Source organism: Desulfurococcus sp. (genome assembly GCF_049970475.1).
Taxonomy (GTDB): Archaea; Thermoproteota; Thermoprotei_A; order Sulfolobales; family Desulfurococcaceae; genus Desulfurococcus; species Desulfurococcus amylolyticus.
The window spans coordinates 1-20,040 of record NZ_JBMFMW010000009.1 but is presented as its reverse complement, the minus strand read 5'-3'; the positions used below and the strand labels follow the sequence as shown (position 1 = coordinate 20,040).

18 protein-coding genes are annotated in these 20,040 nt (G+C 46.3%); 9 read left to right on the top strand and 9 right to left on the bottom strand.

Annotation, left to right across the window (positions count from 1 at the left end):
- The coding region (locus tag ACP5N5_RS01305; RefSeq protein WP_428131619.1) for a lipopolysaccharide biosynthesis protein at nt 1–920 on the top strand (920 nt) is incomplete at its 5' end.
- Between the two features lie 11 nt (nt 921–931).
- Here the strand turns inward: ACP5N5_RS01305 and ACP5N5_RS01300 are convergent.
- Complete coding sequence (locus ACP5N5_RS01300; RefSeq protein WP_428131616.1) at nt 932–1,120, bottom strand: hypothetical protein; 189 nt, start codon at nt 1,118–1,120, stop codon at nt 932–934.
- A 199-nt stretch (nt 1,121–1,319) separates the two neighbouring features.
- On the opposite strand from ACP5N5_RS01300, the gene ACP5N5_RS01295 reads away from it, so the two are divergent.
- Nucleotides 1,320–1,685 (top strand): hypothetical protein, encoded by a 366-nt coding sequence (locus ACP5N5_RS01295; RefSeq protein WP_428131613.1) that lies wholly within the window; start codon nt 1,320–1,322, stop codon nt 1,683–1,685.
- On the top strand, nt 1,669–1,926 hold the full coding sequence (locus ACP5N5_RS01290; RefSeq protein ID WP_428131609.1) for a hypothetical protein: 258 nt from the start codon (nt 1,669–1,671) through the stop codon (nt 1,924–1,926). The genes ACP5N5_RS01295 and ACP5N5_RS01290 overlap by 17 nt, the downstream gene beginning before the upstream one ends.
- Before the next feature lie 36 nt (nt 1,927–1,962).
- Here the strand turns inward: ACP5N5_RS01290 and ACP5N5_RS01285 are convergent, their stop codons facing one another.
- The 7 genes from ACP5N5_RS01285 to ACP5N5_RS01255 form a co-directional block, all read right to left on the bottom strand.
- The gene (locus tag ACP5N5_RS01285) at nt 1,963–3,204 is read right to left on the bottom strand and encodes a molybdopterin molybdotransferase MoeA (protein WP_048058796.1); all 1,242 of its coding nucleotides are present in this window, start codon (nt 3,202–3,204) and stop codon (nt 1,963–1,965) included.
- 21 nt (nt 3,205–3,225) lie between these two features.
- The gene (locus ACP5N5_RS01280) at nt 3,226–4,065 is read right to left on the bottom strand and encodes a DMT family transporter (protein ID WP_428131602.1); all 840 of its coding nucleotides are present in this window, start codon (nt 4,063–4,065) and stop codon (nt 3,226–3,228) included.
- A 17-nt stretch (nt 4,066–4,082) separates the two neighbouring features.
- Entirely contained in the window at nt 4,083–6,359 is a 2,277-nt protein-coding gene (gene argS, locus ACP5N5_RS01275; RefSeq protein WP_428131599.1) for an arginine--tRNA ligase, read from the bottom strand.
- 116 nt (nt 6,360–6,475) lie between these two features.
- The gene (locus tag ACP5N5_RS01270) at nt 6,476–8,428 is read right to left on the bottom strand and encodes an aldehyde ferredoxin oxidoreductase N-terminal domain-containing protein (protein WP_428131596.1); all 1,953 of its coding nucleotides are present in this window, start codon (nt 8,426–8,428) and stop codon (nt 6,476–6,478) included.
- A 99-nt stretch (nt 8,429–8,527) separates the two neighbouring features.
- Entirely contained in the window at nt 8,528–9,394 is an 867-nt protein-coding gene (locus ACP5N5_RS01265) for an ABC transporter permease (protein WP_428131593.1), read from the bottom strand.
- The gene (locus ACP5N5_RS01260) at nt 9,395–10,372 is read right to left on the bottom strand and encodes a daunorubicin resistance protein DrrA family ABC transporter ATP-binding protein (RefSeq protein ID WP_012608165.1); all 978 of its coding nucleotides are present in this window, start codon (nt 10,370–10,372) and stop codon (nt 9,395–9,397) included.
- A 3-nt stretch (nt 10,373–10,375) separates the two neighbouring features.
- On the bottom strand, nt 10,376–10,831 hold the full coding sequence (locus tag ACP5N5_RS01255) for a PadR family transcriptional regulator (protein WP_042667384.1): 456 nt from the start codon (nt 10,829–10,831) through the stop codon (nt 10,376–10,378).
- A gap of 88 nt (nt 10,832–10,919) precedes the next feature.
- Between ACP5N5_RS01255 and ACP5N5_RS01250 the strand changes: the two genes are divergently transcribed.
- From ACP5N5_RS01250 to ACP5N5_RS01240, 3 genes are read left to right on the top strand one after another with little or no spacing between them, the layout of a single operon-like run.
- Complete coding sequence (locus tag ACP5N5_RS01250; protein ID WP_012608163.1) at nt 10,920–11,636, top strand: ABC transporter ATP-binding protein; 717 nt, start codon at nt 10,920–10,922, stop codon at nt 11,634–11,636.
- 22 nt (nt 11,637–11,658) lie between these two features.
- The gene (locus tag ACP5N5_RS01245) at nt 11,659–15,240 is read left to right on the top strand and encodes a hypothetical protein (RefSeq protein ID WP_428131585.1); all 3,582 of its coding nucleotides are present in this window, start codon (nt 11,659–11,661) and stop codon (nt 15,238–15,240) included.
- Nucleotides 15,230–16,447 carry an ABC transporter permease gene (locus ACP5N5_RS01240; protein ID WP_428131580.1) on the top strand — a complete coding sequence of 406 codons (1,218 nt, stop codon included), beginning with the start codon at nt 15,230–15,232 and terminating at the stop codon, nt 16,445–16,447. Before ACP5N5_RS01245 ends, ACP5N5_RS01240 begins: the two co-directional genes overlap by 11 nt.
- A gap of 290 nt (nt 16,448–16,737) precedes the next feature.
- On the opposite strand, the gene ACP5N5_RS01235 is transcribed toward ACP5N5_RS01240, so the two are convergent.
- Complete coding sequence (locus ACP5N5_RS01235) at nt 16,738–17,757, bottom strand: TIGR00269 family protein (protein WP_042667380.1); 1,020 nt, start codon at nt 17,755–17,757, stop codon at nt 16,738–16,740.
- 80 nt (nt 17,758–17,837) lie between these two features.
- On the opposite strand from ACP5N5_RS01235, the gene ACP5N5_RS01230 reads away from it, so the two are divergent.
- The 3 genes from ACP5N5_RS01230 to ACP5N5_RS01220 all read left to right on the top strand — a co-directional run.
- Complete coding sequence (locus tag ACP5N5_RS01230; protein ID WP_428131575.1) at nt 17,838–18,506, top strand: metallophosphoesterase; 669 nt, start codon at nt 17,838–17,840, stop codon at nt 18,504–18,506.
- A 278-nt stretch (nt 18,507–18,784) separates the two neighbouring features.
- Nucleotides 18,785–19,291, top strand: coding sequence for a 4Fe-4S dicluster domain-containing protein (locus ACP5N5_RS01225; RefSeq protein WP_428131572.1), 507 nt, complete (start codon nt 18,785–18,787; stop codon nt 19,289–19,291).
- Nucleotides 19,292–19,297: 6 nt separating this feature from the next.
- Nucleotides 19,298–20,040: aldehyde ferredoxin oxidoreductase N-terminal domain-containing protein (locus ACP5N5_RS01220; RefSeq protein ID WP_428131568.1), on the top strand; the 743-nt coding region annotated here is incomplete at its 3' end.

Below are 20,040 nucleotides of genomic sequence, written 5' to 3'. Positions count from 1 at the left end.
GGTCAATATTCAAGGTCAGCGAGTTCCTCACCCTTGCGTTCTCAATATATTTGGCAGGGATAGCTGGAGCTATTGTTGGGAGACTAATTAGCTTCCTTATAGCATATACGACTAGTAATCTCGGCGAAACAGGAAATTACATGGTAGGTAATTATAATGCCTCAAGCGCTTTCCTCGGAGCCATCACATCAGTCCTGGGATCGTTAGCCACACCCCTTACCCCGCTTCTGGCGAAGAAGCTTAATAATGGGTGGTTAAAGGAAACCAGTAACCTTGTGTTAAACGTGTTGCTAACCCTTACAATACCTGTAACAGTATACGTGGTATTATTCGCGGACAGCATAATTTATTCTGTATATGGGAGAAACTACTCCACGGCCCCATTATTCTTCGCGTACATGTCTATAAGTCTCCTCGCCTGGCCCCTGCAAACAGTGTATGGGAGCATATACTGGATTTATAATGATAAGAAGCCATTAGCAGGCTACGGGCTAGCGTTAATGACTACCGGCACGGTATTCTCCATAGTCCTCTCAGGCATCATGGGTCTCCAGGGCATCGCGCTTGCCCAGGGACTCTACCCACTCTTATCCTCCATGGTGTTAGCATACCACGGATACCTCAAGCATGGGGTGAAGCCCTCGATAAGCAAAGCCTCAATATTGCTGGCTCTCTCCTTGATAACGGGCGTGTTCTCGAAATACATTGTAGGATGGATCCAGTTCTACATAATACAGGCTCTCCTGGGCTTCATACTCTACCTGGTATTATTCACGCTGTGCAGTGGATTCTTCAATATTATTGAAGAGGTCGAGCTCGGCTTACTAGATTTGCTGGCAAGAACGATACCGTTGATCGGCCCTGTACTCCGGTTACTTCTAAAACTATATAGGGAATTGGCCAGCGCAGCTAGAGTTTAGGTTGAGAAATGCTACCTGCTAAGATCCCTGAGCATTCTTGCTAGATCCCTTACAGCCTTCTCGACTACATCTGAATTGACCCTCATAGCCAGCGACACCGCGTTTTCCTCAGGGATGCTTGGTATCCTGATATACTTATTCCCCATGCTCACCAATAAGTTAACCAAGAGATCCCTATCCCTCGCATCCTCGTAGTACACGTAGTATTCCTCGCCCTCGTGTTCTACAGTTCTCTTTTTAACCCCTCAACACTTAGATGATCCTGTCTCAGTAGTTTAAACCATTTCCTAGATACTATGTGACACCGTCTAGGCTTCAACTCAGCGTCCTTGAGCAGTATATCCAGCCTATCAATTTTACTTGTAAGGAACCTGGCAATTAGGTAGGCTTGCTAGATTCGTGTGGGTGGAGTTATTCGACTGGGTTAAACCACGGAGTGCCCAGCTCCACAGGGTGCTAGCTAATAGATGGATTGCCTCGCTTATACCGATACTATTAGGCTTCGCCCTAGCGTACCCTCAAATACCGGATCCGTTGAACCCAGGTAAATATATTTATGCATACCAGATAGTATGGCCTGTGTTCTCCGGTACAATACTCTTCATCAAGGGACTACGTGGAAAACAGCTTCGAACTCTGAGCCCCTGTATTTTTGAGAAGGTAAGGGAAGGGAGCCGAGATATAAGGGACCCAGTGCTCGATAAACTCGTTGAACTCAGGGATACCTATCTTAGGTCTCTCCACAAGCTTGAAGAACCTGGATAAGACGAGCTATATAATTGTAACAAACCCTGAACCCCAACCGTTCTACGAGGTCAAGGAGATCATAAAGACCCTTAGGGAAATACACGGAGTGAATCCCGGGCTATTAATCATGTCCGGATCAGAAGTATTTGATATCATCAGCGAATCGTGTGAAATACCTGTACACCATGCATGTATTCCATTGCTTAATAAACCTCCCTCAAGCCTCTACGAGGTAGAGGCCTTAACCAGGACAATATGATTGCTGCGAATGCCTAGCCAAATACTGATGTTAGATTTAGAAAAGATGGACAGGTACCACTGAGTCTTTTTCAACCCCTTCAACATTCTCAGGTATAACTATGTAGCCGTGACTCTTGAGCAGACTAGATAATATCCCGCTACCCCTGAGCATGTAGGGTTCCGCCACATATTCTCCCCCAGCGTCTCTCAGTATAACCCTTATGTAGCTCCTGTACCCTACTGTGTTAGGTATTCTACGTGAAAGCCTTGCATATACCACTGGCCTCTCCAATCCTTTTAACCCAAGCCACTTCCTGACAGCTGGGATGAGTATGGCTTCATACCCTGTCCAAGCCGCTACAGGGTAGCCTGATAAATGGAGAGCCGGCTTATTGTTTATCAACGAGAGCGTGGTAGGCCTACCAGGCCTCATCTTGACTCCTCTAAAGATTATTTTACCTGTATTTAACATGGCATCGATTAATGCATCGCCTTCACTGATCCCGGTGCCCCCTGTCGTAACAACTAGGTCATTCTCCATGGATGCCTCCACTACAGCATTGGATAGTATTTCCGGGTCATCCGGGAAGACACCATAATACTTCACATCGATAAACCTGCTCTGACGGAGGAGGGCCGTGATAAGCCTAGCCGACGAGTTATATATGAGGGTATCGCAGTCCCTATCTATCCCAGGCTCGCATACCTCGTTACCTGATGTTAAAACACCTATTCTAAGCCTTCTATACACTTTTACCCTGTCTACTCCAATACTTGAGATAACTCCTATATGCACCGGGTTCAATATGGTACCCCTGGCTATGATGACGTCTCCCTTGACGAAGTCCTCACCTCTCCTTGATATGTTTTGACCAGGCGATACCGGCTTGTACACTACTATGCTACCATCCTTAACCTCTACATCCTCATCCATGACCACCGCGTTGGCTCCGCACGGTATAGGTGAACCCGTGTGAACTCTTACTGCTTCACCTGGCTCCACGCATTCGCTTGGAGGCTTATCGCTTGCTGTGAGAACTCCTTTTAATACTAGCTCAACCGGGTTATACACTGATGCATTAACTGTATCGCCTGCCTGGACAGCATATCCATCCACGGCGCTCCTATTAAATGGAGGTATATCTATTTCGGCTTCCACCGGTTCAGCTATTATCCTGCCAACTGCTTCAAGCACTCTTACCTCTTCGGGTTCCAGGCTTACTGCCCCGCTTAGAGTCCTGGCAAGTAGTTCCACCGCGTCATCAACACTTATAAGTGTTGTAAGCCTTCTATCCAACTACACCACTCCCGTAATCCCCTATCTATAACCACGTATTATAGCTATAAGAGATACGATTGTTAATAAGCCGGTAGCCAGGTTATATAATGAGATGCGCTGCCCCAGCACCATGTATGCAAGCAACCCGGCTCCAAACGGTTCTCCAAGAGACACCGATGTAACAAGATACACGGGATAGTGTTTTAGAAGATAGTTCATTAAGGTGTGCCCGAGCATCATGGGGATTAATGCCATCAGGATGAAGTATAGATAGGATAAGTGGCTGCTCGGCAGTATCCTTGAACCGGATACGATATTATATAATGCTGTGAAAACAGTTGCAGACATATATGTTGGGAAGGCATACTCCACAAGAGACTCCTTCACAATCCCCCTGGCATATCTGCCCAGCTCGAAATACAGTGTTACAGATAACCCGGCTAAGAGGGAGAGTACAGCACCCTGGCTTAAAGCTAGCCTGTTAACCCCGAGAAAAAGCGTGAGAGAGGTAACGCCTCCAGCGAATCCAAGTAGCTGGATTAGGCTTGGCCTATACTTATAGACAAGTATATCTACCACCAGAGAGTAAAGCGGGTAAACCACGACAAGCAATGTACTGATGTAGACGGGTATCAGGAAGAGGCTTCTCATCCATAGTATGAAATGCAGTGATAAAGCGATCCCCGATGCTACATGATGCATTTTCACATGCTTCTTTGCCTGAATCCATAACGGTAGCAGGGTCAGCGAGGAGAAGAATAGCCTCCAGAACGCGCATACCTCACCGGGTTCATTGGAGAGGACTACAAGTATGCTTGCCGAGCTTATCGCGACCCATACTACTGGGAATAAAAAGATGTCTCCACGAATACTGGTCAAAGCTTTCAGCTCCAGGGTTATAGTTTCTTCAACTTATGGAACCCCATTATCTCAGCGAGATCAGCCAGCACCAGGAACACCGCTACCGTTAGCAGCACCCTGACGGCTTTCTTAACGGCATCTGGCTCGCCTATAACCCTGTGCTTCTCATACATTCTATTGAAGAACAGCGATAACTCTACAGCATACTCTAGGAGTTTATCTGGCCTCATGTACTCGTAAGCCTCTCTTAACACACGGGGATAGCCTACAAGCATCTCAAGTATCTGCTTTTCTTCAGTATTAAACTCCATGCTTTCAGTGTTAAGTGATGTATAGATCTCAATACTCCTGGATCTCACCGCATTGATTTCCACTAGTGGCTCAAGCCCCCATAGCTTCCTAAGTATGCTCTGAGCCCTTACTAATCCATAGGTAACCGTTATACCGTGTTCAAAACTACCTATTTTGCTTGGATCGAAAGATAAGACCTTACCTGGTTCAACTGATAGAAGTAGTGCACGCACATTGTTTACCGCTAGCATTCTAGCTGTCTCCATTAAATCAATGTACTTGCCTTCAGCCTCCTGCTTAAAGCTACTCGATCCCTCAATACCCCTCGCCACTATTGAATCCTCCATATCCATTAATAACTCATCCATTGTATAGTATATGCCCCTCCTACCGCTCATCCTCATATTTTTCAAGTGGACCATTTCATATGAGAAGTGCACCAGGTTATCGGCTTCCCTCTCATAGCCGAGTAGGTAGAGTATCGCCTTTAGCTGTTTCTGTGCCCTAGCTTGTTCCACGGCTATGACATTGTATACTCTCTCAGCATTATACCTCTTAAACTTGATTAATGTATAGGCTATATCCCTTGTAACATAAAGAGTGGTCCCATCCCGCCTCCTAATAATGAATCTACCGGGTTGATCAGGGTGGAAGAGGCTTCTAACATACTTGTTTTCCTCACCAGCCTTGTTGAGATCAACTTCTACGGCTCCATCAACTATCCTAGTATACGCTGTCTTAACTACTTCGTCAACAATGCCCTTCGATAACTCGAGTACTTCATCGCTTGACTCATAATCGAAGCCGTCGAATCCAATATTGATCTTTTCTAGGGTCTCAATAAAGCCCCTTAACACATTCCCTGATATATCTCTGAGGAGACGCCTTACCTCGGGATCGCCTCCTTCAGCCCTCTTCATGATCTCTGATATCTCTCGCTCAGCATCCTCGTAACCCCTGAACCCTTGCTGTAGCCCCCTGCATATTTCATGGTAGTCCCTGCATAGGGTGCTCTTAGCCTTTACATACTCCACATACTCCTTGTAGAGCTCCCTGTACCTAGTAGCCAGCTCACCTACCCTTCTACTATATTCGTTAAGGATGTCTGGAAGCTTCTCCCAGCTTTCACTCTGATGTCTCAGCTCCTTGATTAGCTCTCCCAGTATTTTAACAGTATCGTGCTTTAGACGCGTCTTACTTGCGAGGATATGTATCTTTGAATGCAACTTTTTCAGAGCTGGTGAATCCGCTTCCCCGGCTAACCCTTGTAGCGTGTTCTCTAGTTCCTCAAGTAGCTTGTTCAACTCTAGTGAGAGCATGCCTAGTTCATGTGCTACTCTGTCTTCCTCTATGAATATGTTTGTTAAAGCATATACTATGCCATACCAGTGATCTATTTTCAAGCCGGGCCTCGGCACAATGCCCTGAGACCTCAGCTTGCTGACCCCGTAAGCTAATACTGCTACCTGGCGCCCGAGGTCATTAACGTAGAAGAGCCTCACCACGTTGAAGCCGAGGTATTTAAGAAGCCTAGCATAGGTGTCGCCTATTACACTGTTTCTACCGCTGCCAATATGCAGGGGGTGAACCGGGTTAGCGCTTGTATGCTCTACAACAATGTTTTTACCGAAGCCGATGCTCCTTAGCTCGGAGAGCAATCTGCCCGAGAGCAGCGACTCCATGAACGACTTGAATATAGTGGAGTAGTCTACTTCCACGTTGATATAGCCGTTAACATACACGGTGTTTCTAAGCCTGCATTCCTCGGCTGAGTACTCGAGAAGCTTCCTCGCTATCAGGGACCCGATCTCCTCCCATTTATCCCTTGGATAGTTTTTGAACACTATGTGTAAGGCTACTCCATAATCACCCATCCTTGGATCAGGTGTCGGGGCTATCCTTATCTTGCCTTCAATAATATATTTTTCAACTACTTCCTCCTCGATCCCGGTTGAATCCTTTACAGCTCTCACTAATCCCCGTAGTATGCACTCCTGTATACTAGTTGACGCGCTGGGCATTACAGACCCCTTTTTCAAGTAAACTAAGAATAGTCTAAGCCAATAAAAAGGAGAATCAAGGCGGTAAAAGTGATGGTTTTACAACTGAAAGCCTTGCCCTTTAAGGCGGGAGGATGTCAGCTGGTTAACTCCTCAAGCTTCCTGTAGAAGCGCTCCCACCACTCTCTTGCAGCTGCCTCCTTATTCACCTTGAACTTTCCACCCCACTCTACATTACCATATTCTTCAGCCGCAAGAGCCATGAAGTCTATTATCTTTCCTGAATCCCAGAAGACTGGTAGAGCTCCAGCTAGCTTCTGGTATTCCGCTATCTTCTTATATAGCTCACGTGTCTTTTCAAGCGGCTTTTCAACACCATAGTATTTCTCGAGTATCACTGGTATGGCTTTCTCAGCCCAACCTCTATGGAACCTGCAGAGCCCCATATCAGCTATTAATGCTTCGTATATGGCTCTCTCAATGGATTTTGACGCGAACTCCTCGGGCTCCATGAATACGCCACTATAAACCGTCCAGTACTTGCCTAGAACCACTAGTGGGGCTACTAGGCCGGGTGTCCAGTAGTAGTTAGGTGTTATATGGCCTTCTTCGCCGAATGCAGCGTATATAGGTATATCACTGAACCTTGTCTTCCTCTCTATTGTCCTCTCCCTATATAATATATCCAGTATCTTGGCAGCCGACCTCAATCCCCTCTCACCTATGAGGCGGAGTAATGGATTACTCCCGAAGGCGAGTTGTTCAATTATCTTCACAGCTAGCTCAGCGTTAACTCTTGCATGCTCTATACTGTATGATGCCGGGTCAAAGAATGGCTTATCGGGTAGCCCTATCTCCTCTGGTCTAAGTAATCCCTTATCCATGGCTTCAAACAGAAATCCTATGATCTGGCCCAGCTCTATTGCGTCGAAGCCGTATGCATCAACTAATTCAACCACTTTCTCGGCTTCATGTATGTCTAGTACCCCTATAATGGGGCCTAATCCATTATATGGCTCGTAGTCGCTCTTGTACTTACCCAGCCTCACCTTCTTGCATGCCAGTGGACATGGTTCGCCGCATGTCTTCCAGCTCCTGGTTTCAATGGCCTCCCTGTTGAATGGCTCCCACATATACTTCATGATTAATTCATGTAACTTTTCTCTTAGATCCTTAGGCAGATATATCATCTTCCAGTTAAACATAGGTGTCGTTGCCTTGAGATGCGGATAGTTTCCGCCGAGTGTGCCACCAGTGTTTAGCTTCGGGTCATACCTGTATTTCACACCGGCATTAATCACTGCCTGAGTATATGGTTGCTTGGTTAACTCCATGAATAACTTGTCGAGCTCCCTTGTATCACTGAGCTCCTTGGGTACCTTGGTGCTTCTATCATACCTACCTCCATAGATTATTGCTGCAACCCCATGTGCCCTGTACAGTATACTCCCGCCCCCAGCTCTAGCCGCGAAGTCCTCGCTCCCATGATCCATCCTACCCTTGTTTAGCGTTACCGAGGCAAGAGCACCTATATTAGTATACTTGGAGGCCGGGCCAACCAGTATGGATCTCCCGTTAAACTCCTCGTAGAAACCCTTGAAGTGATCGCTAAGGTACTGCTGTAGCGCGTATATGCCTTTGAAGCCACCGTATCCCTTCCAGACATGTTCAAGCGTCTCCTCCTGTATCTCGTGAAACTCTACAACCGGCTCGCCGTTGCCCTGATCATAGATCTTAACTATGAGGGGTGTCTCTGATCTACCCACTATAACTACCGCGTCAGCATTAATCTTGAACTGGAATGCAGCACCACCCATCTCGGATACATGTAACCCTTTGGTTAATGGGCTTCTAAACACTGCTACAAATCTATGCACGCCATACATCTTTGATCCAGTGAACAAACCAGCCCCGAGAATTAATGCGTTATCGGAGTGATAGATGGGCTTGCTCCATGATCTATACCTCTCCATATGAAGCTTAAGTCCTAGCGATATCGGCGAGTACACTTCATTTAACTCATACTCCTCAACCCAGTGCTTCCTAGTTGATGCATCAATGAATAACGCCCTGTATCTCCGCATGTTCATTGTTAGCACCACCATTGGTATTCATTGTTAATTATTATTTAAATATTTTCGATAGAAGGGACAAAAAAGAGGTTGTTGATTTTTAAATAATCAATGAAATTAATCCTCGATTGTAGCCCTCTCAAACATCCTCATAGCGACTACTAGGAGGACAACCGATATAATCGATAAAACTACTATGTCGACCAGTGGGTTCATGTAGTCGAAGCCTACATCAGCACCGGTGAGCCAGTACCTTGAAGCATGTACGGCATATGTTAATGGATTAAACATTGCAACATACTGCATCCATGTAGGCATGGATTTAACCGGGTAGAAGACTCCACTCATAAACATCAAGGGCATTGTAATTATGTTGACAATCATCTGGAATCCCTCCATACTACTGAATTTAAGCGATATAGCTGTCCCTAGGCCAGTGAACCCCACCGCCATTATGAAGACGTATAGTAGTGATATAGGTATCCCAGCTATCCTTATGTTATTTGTGAAGAGCAGTGCCAGCGTTATTATGATGGCTGACTGCAGAGTGTTGACGAGTGCATCGCCAAATATCCTTCCAGCTATTACAACGCTTCTAGGAGCTGGTGCCACCAGGGTCTCCTTGAGGAAGCCGAATTGCTTATCCCATATCACGCTTATACCGGCTATAAAGCTACCCATGAATGCTGTCATCGCAACCATGCCGCTAACCATGAACGTTACGTAGTCTATACCGCCAAAAACCATGTTAAAGTATCTTGACACGATGCCAGTAACATTTACTGGCACCGGCATTACGGTAGCGTTGATCCCTAAGGCCGAGGTATTAATGTTCTCTGGATTGAATACTCCGCCGAAGCCCAGGCCGAGGAACACCAGCCAGAGCAGTGGCTGTATTATCGTTGAGATGAGTCTAGAGCGGGAGCTAGCCCATCTTTTAACCTGCCTATAGAATAATGAGGCAAACGCGTTGAAGCCGTTCATTTAACGCCACCTCCTACCCCTGAAAGCCATGGGAGCCGATGCTTCAAGGCTATCCCTTAACTCTCTTCCTGTGAGATGTAGGAATACTTCGTTGAGAGAGGGCCTCTTATAGGATACCTCCGTTATCTCCAGCCCCATGGATGAGGCGGTAGCTATGATCTCTGGTATAAGTTTTGAAGCATTATCCACCAGTAGCTCATATCTGTTTTCACCGAGTTTTCTACACTCCTTAACAAAACTTATAGCGCTACAGAAGTCCCTACCTCCATTTACATTAAGATACACGACGTCTTTGCCAAGCATATTCTTTAATCCATCGGGCGTGTCAAGGGCTATTATCTTACCGTGATCCATTATTGCCACCCTGTGAGCAAGTTCCTCGGCTTCATCCATGTAGTGTGTCGTCAACAGGATCGTCATATTATGGAGCTTCCTCAGCTCCCTTATATAATCCCATATCTTAGCCCTTGACTGAGGATCTAATCCTATCGTGGGTTCATCTAATATTAGTATCTCTGGCTCGTGAAGAAGGCTCCTAGCTATCTCAAGCCTTCTCTTCATCCCGCCGCTGAAGTATACGACCTTCTTCCACGCGTACTCCTTGAGGTTGACAAATTCGAGTAGCCTCATTATTTTTTCCCTTAACTCTTCCCCACCGAGCCCGTAAAGCCTCCCATGTATATACATGTTATCATATGCTGTCAACTGGTTATCGAGGCTGGGTTCTTGGAAAACTATGCCAATCTTCTTCCTAACCTCGCCAGGCTCCCTAAGCACGTCATGGCCTGCTACGAGGACCCTCCCGCTAGTCGGCCTTAGTATCGTTGATATTATATGTATAGTCGTCGTTTTACCGGCACCGTTTGGCCCTAGTAGGGCGAATATTTCACCTTTCTCTATTTTAAATGATATATTGTTCACTGCTATGACATCCCTGAACCTCTTAACAAGGTTTTCAACGATAACTATATCCTGCATCACTTACTCACCTGCAATATCTATTAATTTAGCCTCCAGCTCCCTTGTGATGCCTCTGATAACCTCTAATTGCTCAGGGGTTAGCTGATCTATTTTCTCGAAGATCCTTATTAGCCTGGCCACCAGTTTAGTGAGCCCTACCTCCTTGGCTAGTTTCAGCTTCTCAAAGTATTTCCTAGCTATTTCGAGCTCCTGCTTGTTTTCCTCTAGGTATTTTTCACCTTTCTCAGTGATCCTGAACACTATCTTACGTCTCCCTTTCTCGAAACTCTCTTCCGCCTTGATCAGGCCCTTTTCAACCATGCCCTTTAGTAATGGATATATTAGGCCTGGATTCACTGGTAGCCCTGTCTCCTCCCTTATCTTCTTCAATAGGTAATACCCGTGGATACGGCCTCCACGCGACATATCCAGTATTAATAGCTCAACGTATTTCCCTCTATGCCTTATTCTATTCATTTACAGCTACCTCAGAAAATATTTAAATTAATATATATTTATAAATATTACTTCATGATGGAAATATTTATGGATAAAGGTGTGCCTTATGAGCGAGGTAATGAGGCTTGAGAATATTTGGAAAATATATAGGGTCGGAGACGTTGAGACACGGGCGTTGAAAGGGGTTTCCTTCAGCGTCTGCAAGGGTGATTTAACAGCGATTATGGGTCCAAGCGGTTCAGGGAAATCAACACTGTTGAATATGCTTGGACTACTAGATAAACCGACATCCGGAAGGATAATAATCGAGGGTCGGGATGTAACGGGCTTAAGCAGTAATGAGATAGCTGATATAAGGAATAGGAAGATAGGCTTCGTCTTCCAGCAGTTCAACCTGATCAATAGGCTCACAGTGCTAGAGAATATTGAGCTTCCATTAATACCCAGGGGTATACCGAGAAACATCAGGGTTAGAAGGGTTATTGAAGCACTTAAAATGGCCGGCGGCGATGAATCATGGCTGCCCAAGAAGCCTAATCAGTTAAGCGGTGGCCAGCAACAGAGAGTAGCAATTGCTAGGGCCATAGTTGGAGAGCCCGAGGTAATCCTCGCGGATGAGCCAACAGGCAACCTCGATAGATCATCAGCTAGACTTGTAATGGATACCTTCCTCAGGCTAAACGACGCCGGGTTAACAATAATTATTGTCACACATGACCCGGAGATAGCTAACTGCACAAAGAAGATAGTAGTGTTAAGGGATGGAGTGGTTAAATCAGTCGAGGAGCCGAGGAGTGAGAAATGTATTTTAAGAACCACGTGAATAACTCCTGAGGGGATTATTTATGGTGTCCAGAGCGCTTATACCCCGTATACTAATACTTCTACTCTTTACGAACTATCTAATCCAGACCCCACTGGTCTACCAGCAGGCAAGCGATTGGGTGTTGGAAGGGTATTCCTATAGGTCGAGGAGCGGTGGAGACGTTTACCCCGGTAGCTCTGCAACTATTTTAACAGTAGACCTCAGGTATACCGGTTCAAACAACGCGATCTCACCCTACGCGTGTCTAGTTCTACCGGATGGCTTCACGACCAGGGGGTCTCAGTGCACTAGTGGAGCATACACCAATGGCACATACATCCATAAGATCTCACCGGGCGATGTACTCCGCTTTACGTACACCATTGATGTATCGAGGAATACTATACCTGGGGAATACTATTTCACACTGAATATCTCATACTATATCGAGGGTTCATCAGCACTGGAGTACTATGCTCTGGTAATACCGGTTACGGTCTCACCTTACCCGCAGCTGGTTTTAACAGTTGAGAAGACATACTTCACACCCTACGGGTATCCGGGTTCAAACCCGGTGAGCCTCTACGTTAAACTGGTCAATAACGGTAATACAACTATTACATCAATGGATCTAACACTAGAGCTACCTGGAGAATACTTCACACCCTCCGAGGCTAACACCTCTTACACCGGGAGCGTTGATCCAGGTGAATCGGCCTCCGTATTATTCAATAACATACAGATTAAACCATATACACAGCCGGGTTCTTACACTGTCAGTATTCATGTCTCAGCCGAGTTATCCACTAGCGACGGGGTAACGTATAGGGATGATGGAGAATTAGTCTTTCAAATCACCGTAGGGTCAACTCCACCCTTAGATATCAGGGTTCTAGATTACTCGCTTACAGCACAGTACCCATTACCCGGCTTAAACAGTACAGGTATAAGATTCGTTATCCAATCCCTCGAGCCGAACACGGTGAGGATATTATACCTTACCACGGAACTAAATGGCGCATTCACAGGGAATGGGAGTAGAACCATTATACAAGAGGTTTCACAAGCGCTCTCATACATGGACACCCTTGAATTAAGAATCACGGGGTTGAATATCGCGGAAGACACTGGTGTTGTTGAAGCATACATCGAGCTCAACTGCATGGTTAATAGGGATCAATCATGGTATCCGGCATCGTATTCCATGAGACTGGTGATACCGTTGGAAACCTCTCCGGAACTAAATGTAAGGATCGTTAATACAACATGGTCTACTTCAACCGCGTACCCAGGTGCCACCGGCTTAGGCATCACAGTAACGCTGTTGAACAATGAGGGGTTCAGCATTAGAGATGGCGATGTTGTGCTCAGGCTTCCAATGGTGTTTAGACCCAGTGAACTAGTGGTGAGAAATATTGTTGTGAACCAGTACTCGCTCACAGAAATAGTTTTCACAGGCATAGATATCGCTCTCGATGCCTTCCCGGGAACCTACGAGGCATATATGACTCTAAGAGGCTTCTTAGTGAATAACGATGGCTCAACAAAGTACGTCGAGTTGGCGTTCACTATCGGGGTAAGGGTTTCTGATCCTGGGGAGCTCTTAGGGTGGAGGCCTATATTAGAGTTAACAGATTATTTCTGGGGCGATGGAACGCCGACGTATATATATCCAGGCAACCCGAGAGCTGGTTTAACCATCAAGGTAACCAATACCGGGATATACCAGGTTTCAAGCCTAGAGCTGGAGATAACTACCCCGAGCGATGTCACACCCCTTACAAGGAACACTACTTGTGCAACCACTCTACCACCGGGCTCCACGTGCCAGGCAGTATTTTACCTGGATCTATCGAGTGCTACACCGGGTGTGAAGTACTTTAATGTAACAGCTAGATACCGTGTCAACGCATTTAATACAGGGATATACTTTAATGAGTCACTCAGCTTCAGCCTACTACTGCCGGAGTATGGAGCTGGGGAAGGCGTGAGGGTCGCCTCTTCATCATGGGCCGGTAACAACCCTGTTTATCCAGGTGAGAGGGGGGCTGTGTTCACGGTACAATTAGCCAATCTGGAGCCATACCCTGTATACTCTCTATGGGTTTCTATCGAGCCACCCTTATGCATGTTGCTTCATGAGGGCGTGAATAATACTACGTATATACCTGGACCAGTTAACAGTCTTCAATCTGTGGGCATAAGTTACACTATTGATGTAAAGTGTAGTAAGCCGGGTCAGTATATGGGATACCTCAACATCGACTACTACGTGCAGTATGTTGGCGGGGGATTCAGGAGGAGTATTAGGGAACCATTATTATTCACCATCAGTAGCTTGGAAAACACTGTGGAGGTTGTAAAAGCTGGATGGGTTGGCGGAGCACCCACGGAGGGCGGGAGAGGGGTCAGCTACATGGTTGTGGTGAGGAACAATGGATTCCCCTCTATCTCAAACCCAGTTCTAACACTATACCTGCCCCAGGGACTCAGTGATGCATTAACGGGTTCACGGGAAGCCACTGTAACACCTAGCAGTATTATACCAAGTCAGCAGCTCCAGCAGATCCTACAGGAAGGGGTTCCAGACTTATCCGGGATCCTTCAAATGTTGCAAGCTACGCAGGCTCAGCAACCGGCCAGTGTCCAGAGGGGAGATCTGATGGTTTTCATTGCCAGGCTCAATATATTAAATGCCTCAGCCGGTTTATACGAGGTGCCTTTCACGCTTTCATTCACTGATCACTGGGGATACGTTTACAGCGTGAACTCAACGCTAGCCATGCAGATACAGTACCAGCCTCCATTACTCACCGTACACCCGGCTTCTCCAATCATATACTTCGCGAATGGATCCGGCATACTGGATATAGACGTGGTCAACGAGTATGATTCGCCAGTTTACAATATATACATCGCGTTAATACCTGCATCAAACAATGCGATACCACAGGGAGCTGTTAAATACGTTGACATGATACCCGGTAACTCGAGTGTCAAAATCAGATACGAGCTTATATACAACCCTGTCTCAATAAGCATCGGGGGAGGAGTCACAGCCTCTCCTTCATCAGCCGTGTTCACTGTCTCATTAATATACCGCGACGTATATGGCTACATTGGATCCATCAATACCACGCTCTCAGCCATTATAAGGCCATTCATAAACCTTGAGCTAGTCGAGGATACTAGTGCAAGATACTATGATAATGCTGGGAAACTCAGTGTTAACGGGATAATACTCAACACTGGTCTCGCACAAGCTAGAAGCGTGTACGTGAAAGTATTCTATGGGGATGCATCCGGCTATATGTTTATAGGAGACATAGATCCATCATCACAGACACCCTTCAGAGTAGACCTATACTCATCCAGGTACCTGGATAACTGTAGCTTGATCATAGAGTTCAAGGACGAGTACAATACATTGTATACACTCCGCTATGATATACCGGTACAATTAGTGCATCAGCAAACCACGACGATGCCACAGTCCAGCGGTATTGAAGGATACTACCTAGCTGTGATATTAGTTGTGGCGCTATTCCTTGTCGCCGTGTTTTACCTGCTATATAGGTATATAAGCAGACACAGGATCACGGTTGGTGAAAATGCTGGTTAGCGATATATTAAAGCTCAGCATCAGGACGCTCTCGGAGAAGAAACTCAGGGCGGTTTTAACAATCATAGGAATAGCCATAGGTCCCATGGCTTTGATGACCATAGGAGGCGTCACTTCGGGCTACGGTGATTTCATAGTCAACAGTATCATGGGACTTGGGCAAAACCTCATAGTTGTAACACCAAGCAGGGATTACAAGCTTACACAGGATGACTTGGATACGCTTAAAAACATAGAAGGAGTGGTCGATGCGTCGCCATTCTATTCGACACAGGGCGAAATGTATATTGGAGGCGAGAAGAAAACCGTCTTCATCTATGGGGTGAACCCGGATTTCCTACTGAAAGCTTTAACCAGCCTCACAGTTAAAGAGGGTAGAACTCCCTCCGAAAGCGATCTCGGTAGAGCACTGGTGGGTTATAAGATAGCTTACAGTGATAACGGTGAGCCAGAGTACAGTGTAGGTGATGTGGTCTCAGTTACGGTCTACCAGGTCAAGACAGGTGGTAAAGTAGAGGTTAAAAGGCTCAGTGTCGTTGTATCCGGTGTACTAGATAAATATGGGGGTGCAGCCTTTCTAAACCCTGATCAAACAATCTTCGTGCCCATGAATACAGTTGAGAAAATGCTTGGCGTAAAAGACTGGAGCGGTATCCTTCTACTCGCTGAATCACCAAATATAGTCGACGAGGTATCGAACAGGATAAGAAGCATGTACGGTGGCAACCTCGACGTGATCTCCTTCCTAGCCATAGCTAGGATAGCCTCAAGCATTGTCTCAGCAGTCAACTTTATAACCTTCGCAGCCACCCTATCGGCATTCGCTGTAGCTGTAGCGGGAACTGCTTCAACAATGATAACCAGCGTCGTGGAGCGTACAAGAGAGATAGGTGTTATGAAGGCCCTTGGATTCAAGGATACCCAGGTACTTGCCCTGATAATAATGGAGGGTGTCACGATGAGTATTATCGGGTGCGCCATAGGTGTAGTAGTAGGTTTTATCGGTGCGCATCTCCTATCAACTCACGGGCTAGTTATATCAAGCGGGGAAGCCTTCACCATAAGCATACAGGCTTCACCAAAGATAACCGTAGAGCTTATGGCTGAAACAATATTGCTAACCATATTAACAGGCATACTTGGATCAATATTCCCAGCTTACCGCGCTATGAAGATACCGCCTGCAGTAGCATTGAGATACGAGTAGCCCGTGTACATTGACCACTCCGTGTTTTTCATGCATTAGATTAATCATTGTTTAAGTGTATAGCTAAATACCGTTGAAAGTATTCAACAGTGATATTTGTTAGGTTACACCCATGTGACTTAGTTACATGGATGTAACAATTAGAAGGATCGGTGAGACATCTATTCTCAAAGTATTTTTGAACACCGCAGATACCCATACATCCTCATAGATGGTAGGGAATACACGTTCATAGACCCGGTCTACAAGAATGCCTGGATAGCTGAATATGGTGGTTCTGGGTTGACTGGTTAGGAAGATTGTTTTAGATATACGTACTTCTTTAACACTGGGTTTTCCCTGATCAACTCGGTTATCCTGTCTGCTTCCTCACTAGTCGTTAAGCCGAGCTCGTACCTGTAGAGGCAGGCTCTACATACTGGATGTGAGGAGGGTTCTCCGCATATCTTGCATACTTGCTTCTTGTTCACGGTGTCCCTGGTTTGCTTTTCCTGCGTGAGGGATATGAGGCTGTTGAGTAGCCCGTACTTTACGCCTGGATGCTTATCCTCGAGCTCGTTTATTAACTTCCTGATAGTGAACCTGATATTATACTCCGCATACGGGCACTGAACATACTCAGGCTCTATTAATCCATTCAGCAATGCGTAGAGGGCTGACTCCTTCTCAAGGACAGTGTAGAACGGCTTTATCCTCTTAATGAAGCCCCCTTCTTCATCGCTTATAACCGGTGTTAGCTTATATATTTTATCAACACTGTTCGAGACAATATTCATTAAGAATGTTTGAATAACATCGTCGAGGTTGTGGGCTGTAGCTATAACCGTCCCACCTAGTCTTCTAGCAGCCTTATTGAGGACGTATCTGCGGAAAACCCCGCAGTAGCTACAGGGGAGGTATGGGAGACCTCTTGCTCTCCCTTTCTCAACTATTTCATCAAGTGATGCACCAATATACTCCTTAAAGGATACTATATGGTAGTCAACCTTGTTCTTCGCGGCATATGCAACAAGGTTCTCCACAGTCTTCTCCCTATACCCCTTTATACCCTCATCTACAAGTACAGCTGTGACACGCCAGCCGGGCATCTTCCTCGATAACTTGTGGAGTACGTGTAGGAGGGCTATTGAGTCTTTCCCACCACTCACAGCCACTATTATATGCTCGTTTTTACCCAGCATACGGTATTTCCTAATGGTCTTCTTAACCTTCTTCTCAAAGTACTCGATGAAGTGGTTTTTGCAGTAAGCCTTATTGTTAACGGGGTTCACATATATTGCTGGACGCCCACATATACTGCAGTTAGCCATGTCTCAACTCCCCTAACCATAGTCCATATTGATTAATCCCTGGCTTGATTATATTTATTCAGCACCCATGGTGAAGTATCATGCTGAGCATCCTAGCACTCTCTGACATACATGAGAGGACCAAGAGGTTTAAGGCTCTCGCCAAACTTGTTGAGGAGGCCGGCGGAGTTGGGCTCACAATTGTAGCAGGCGACATAACATACTTTAAGCCGGCTAACATAGCTATCAAGATACTGGAGAAGCTACATGAGGCAGTGGGATCACCGATTCTATTCGTCCCAGGCAACTGCGATGACCCCCGGCTAACTGGCTCCCTGGATACGTCAAACAATATTCTAAACATCCATGGTAAGCCAGTTGAGGTAGAGGGATACATCTTCTATGGGATAGGGGGTGGGGGTATAACACCGTTTAACACATTCATCGAGTACAGCGAGGACGACTTTAATGATTTAATAGGGAGGGTCGGTGGTATTGATCCGGGCAGGCTCATAATGATCACTCATCAACCCGTGAACGGCTTCTTTGATGAAGTAAACAACATGCACATAGGCTCGAAGGTATTCAGGGAATTCATGACAGCCAGACAGCCCTTACTTTGGATAACAGGCCACATTCACGAGCACTCCGGATGGATTAGGAGCGGTGGTACAGTGATAGTTCACCCAGGTCCATTCATGCATGGATATTACGCGTTAATCACTATATCAGGGGGCAGTGTAACCGGTGTAAGCATTAAGAGGATTTAATAAATCCGTCTGACCTCCTCTCCGCCCTGAGAGGGTGGCTTACTGTTCCCTGCATCTATTCAGGGTTTACGTTATCTGCGGGGCACTTGGGATGATCAGAGATCCTCCTCCCAATGCTTGGTTGCAACCCCCATCATCCAGCTATAATGCAAGCACCAAACCTATAAACATCAGGTTTCTATATCTCTTATAAATTTCTCATATAGCGTCGACTGTAAACCTATTCCAGGCTAGATATTTAACTACTATGGTGTAGAAAATACATAGGGAGTGTAGGTATGCCGGTTAAAGGCCAGCTATGGATCCTGGTCGACTATAATCTGTGCACAGATTGTAGGCTATGCGAGATAGCTTGCTCGCTGAAACACGAGAACATGATATGGCCTGAGGCATCCAGGATCAAGGTATACGAGCCTTATCCAGGTGTCCCCGTGCCATCCTTATGTGTCCAGTGCCCAGACTATCCTTGTGTGAATTCATGTCCAACCAAGGCCTTACGTGTTAATGAGGCAACAGGTGGAGTCACCGTTGACACCGGGCTCTGTACTCTCTGTGGGAAGTGCGTTGAGGCCTGCCCTGGCAGGATACCCAGGATCATGAAGGGAGTGAGCCACGTGTTGATATGTGATCTCTGCGGCGGGGATCCAGAGTGTGTTAAGGCGTGCAATATGGCTGGCTATAATGCATTAAGGGTTGTGGGGAAACCAGCTTCATCTGTCGTAAAGCTCTATGCAAGGCCTCCGGGTATCATAGCTGAGGAGCTGAGGAAAAAGGTTCTCGGGTGATTCACGTTGAGCCCGTATGGTTTAACAGGTAGATTTCTTGAGGTGGATCTATCAAGCAAGAGTATTAGGGAAACCAGAATACCAGGGTACATATATAGGATGTATATTGGAGGCAGGGGACTGGCTACATATATACTCTGGAGGGAGCTGGGAAGGAAGTGGCATGAAATAGATCCATTGGGCCCAGAGAACATGTTGATTATTGCAACAGGCCCCTTAACCGGCTTCTACCCTGGTATAAAACTCGCTGTCTCGGGCAAGAGCCCCCAGAGTAATGGAGTGATTGGGTCAACTGTGTCGAGTGATGTGGCTTTCTCATTGAAAGCCGCTGGCTATGATGGAATAATTATTAAAGGGGCTTCACAGGACCCAGTGTACCTGTATATAGAGGATGAACATGTTGAGATACGTGATGCAGGCAAGCTATGGGGTCTCAAGGGTTCAGGGCTCCTTGAAGCCTTAAGGAGAGAGCTTGGAAGCGATGAGCCATCGCTCTATATTGGGCCAGCCGGTGAGAACCTTGTGAGGACTGCGGCAGTGATGAGTAGATGGTTCCATGCTGCGGGATACGGTGGCTACGGGGCTGTTATGGGCTCTAAGAAGCTTAAAGCAATAGTTGTAAAGGGATGTGGGCCTCTCCCAAGAGTGGCTGATCAAGGGGAATATATAAAGCTATGGCGTGAAGTAGTTGAGAGGGTATCCCAGAGAAGGATATTCAGGCAGTGGGGAACAACAGCAGGGCTGTGGGA

Bases quoted from the DNA above. Each gene is read 5' to 3' on its own strand.
- argS (WP_428131599.1), bottom strand. From the start codon at position 6,359: ATGCCCAGCGCGTCAACTAGTATACAGGAGTGCATACTACGGGGATTA.
- ACP5N5_RS01270 (WP_428131596.1), bottom strand. From the start codon at position 8,428: ATGAACATGCGGAGATACAGGGCGTTATTCATTGATGCATCAACTAGG.
- ACP5N5_RS01265 (WP_428131593.1), bottom strand. From the start codon at position 9,394: ATGAACGGCTTCAACGCGTTTGCCTCATTATTCTATAGGCAGGTTAAA.
- ACP5N5_RS01260 (WP_012608165.1), bottom strand. From the start codon at position 10,372: ATGCAGGATATAGTTATCGTTGAAAACCTTGTTAAGAGGTTCAGGGAT.
- ACP5N5_RS01255 (WP_042667384.1), bottom strand. From the start codon at position 10,831: ATGAATAGAATAAGGCATAGAGGGAAATACGTTGAGCTATTAATACTG.
- ACP5N5_RS01250 (WP_012608163.1), top strand. From the start codon at position 10,920: ATGAGCGAGGTAATGAGGCTTGAGAATATTTGGAAAATATATAGGGTC.
- ACP5N5_RS01245 (WP_428131585.1), top strand. From the start codon at position 11,659: ATGGTGTCCAGAGCGCTTATACCCCGTATACTAATACTTCTACTCTTT.
- ACP5N5_RS01240 (WP_428131580.1), top strand. From the start codon at position 15,230: ATGCTGGTTAGCGATATATTAAAGCTCAGCATCAGGACGCTCTCGGAG.
- ACP5N5_RS01235 (WP_042667380.1), bottom strand. From the start codon at position 17,757: ATGGCTAACTGCAGTATATGTGGGCGTCCAGCAATATATGTGAACCCC.
- ACP5N5_RS01230 (WP_428131575.1), top strand. From the start codon at position 17,838: ATGCTGAGCATCCTAGCACTCTCTGACATACATGAGAGGACCAAGAGG.
- ACP5N5_RS01225 (WP_428131572.1), top strand. From the start codon at position 18,785: ATGCCGGTTAAAGGCCAGCTATGGATCCTGGTCGACTATAATCTGTGC.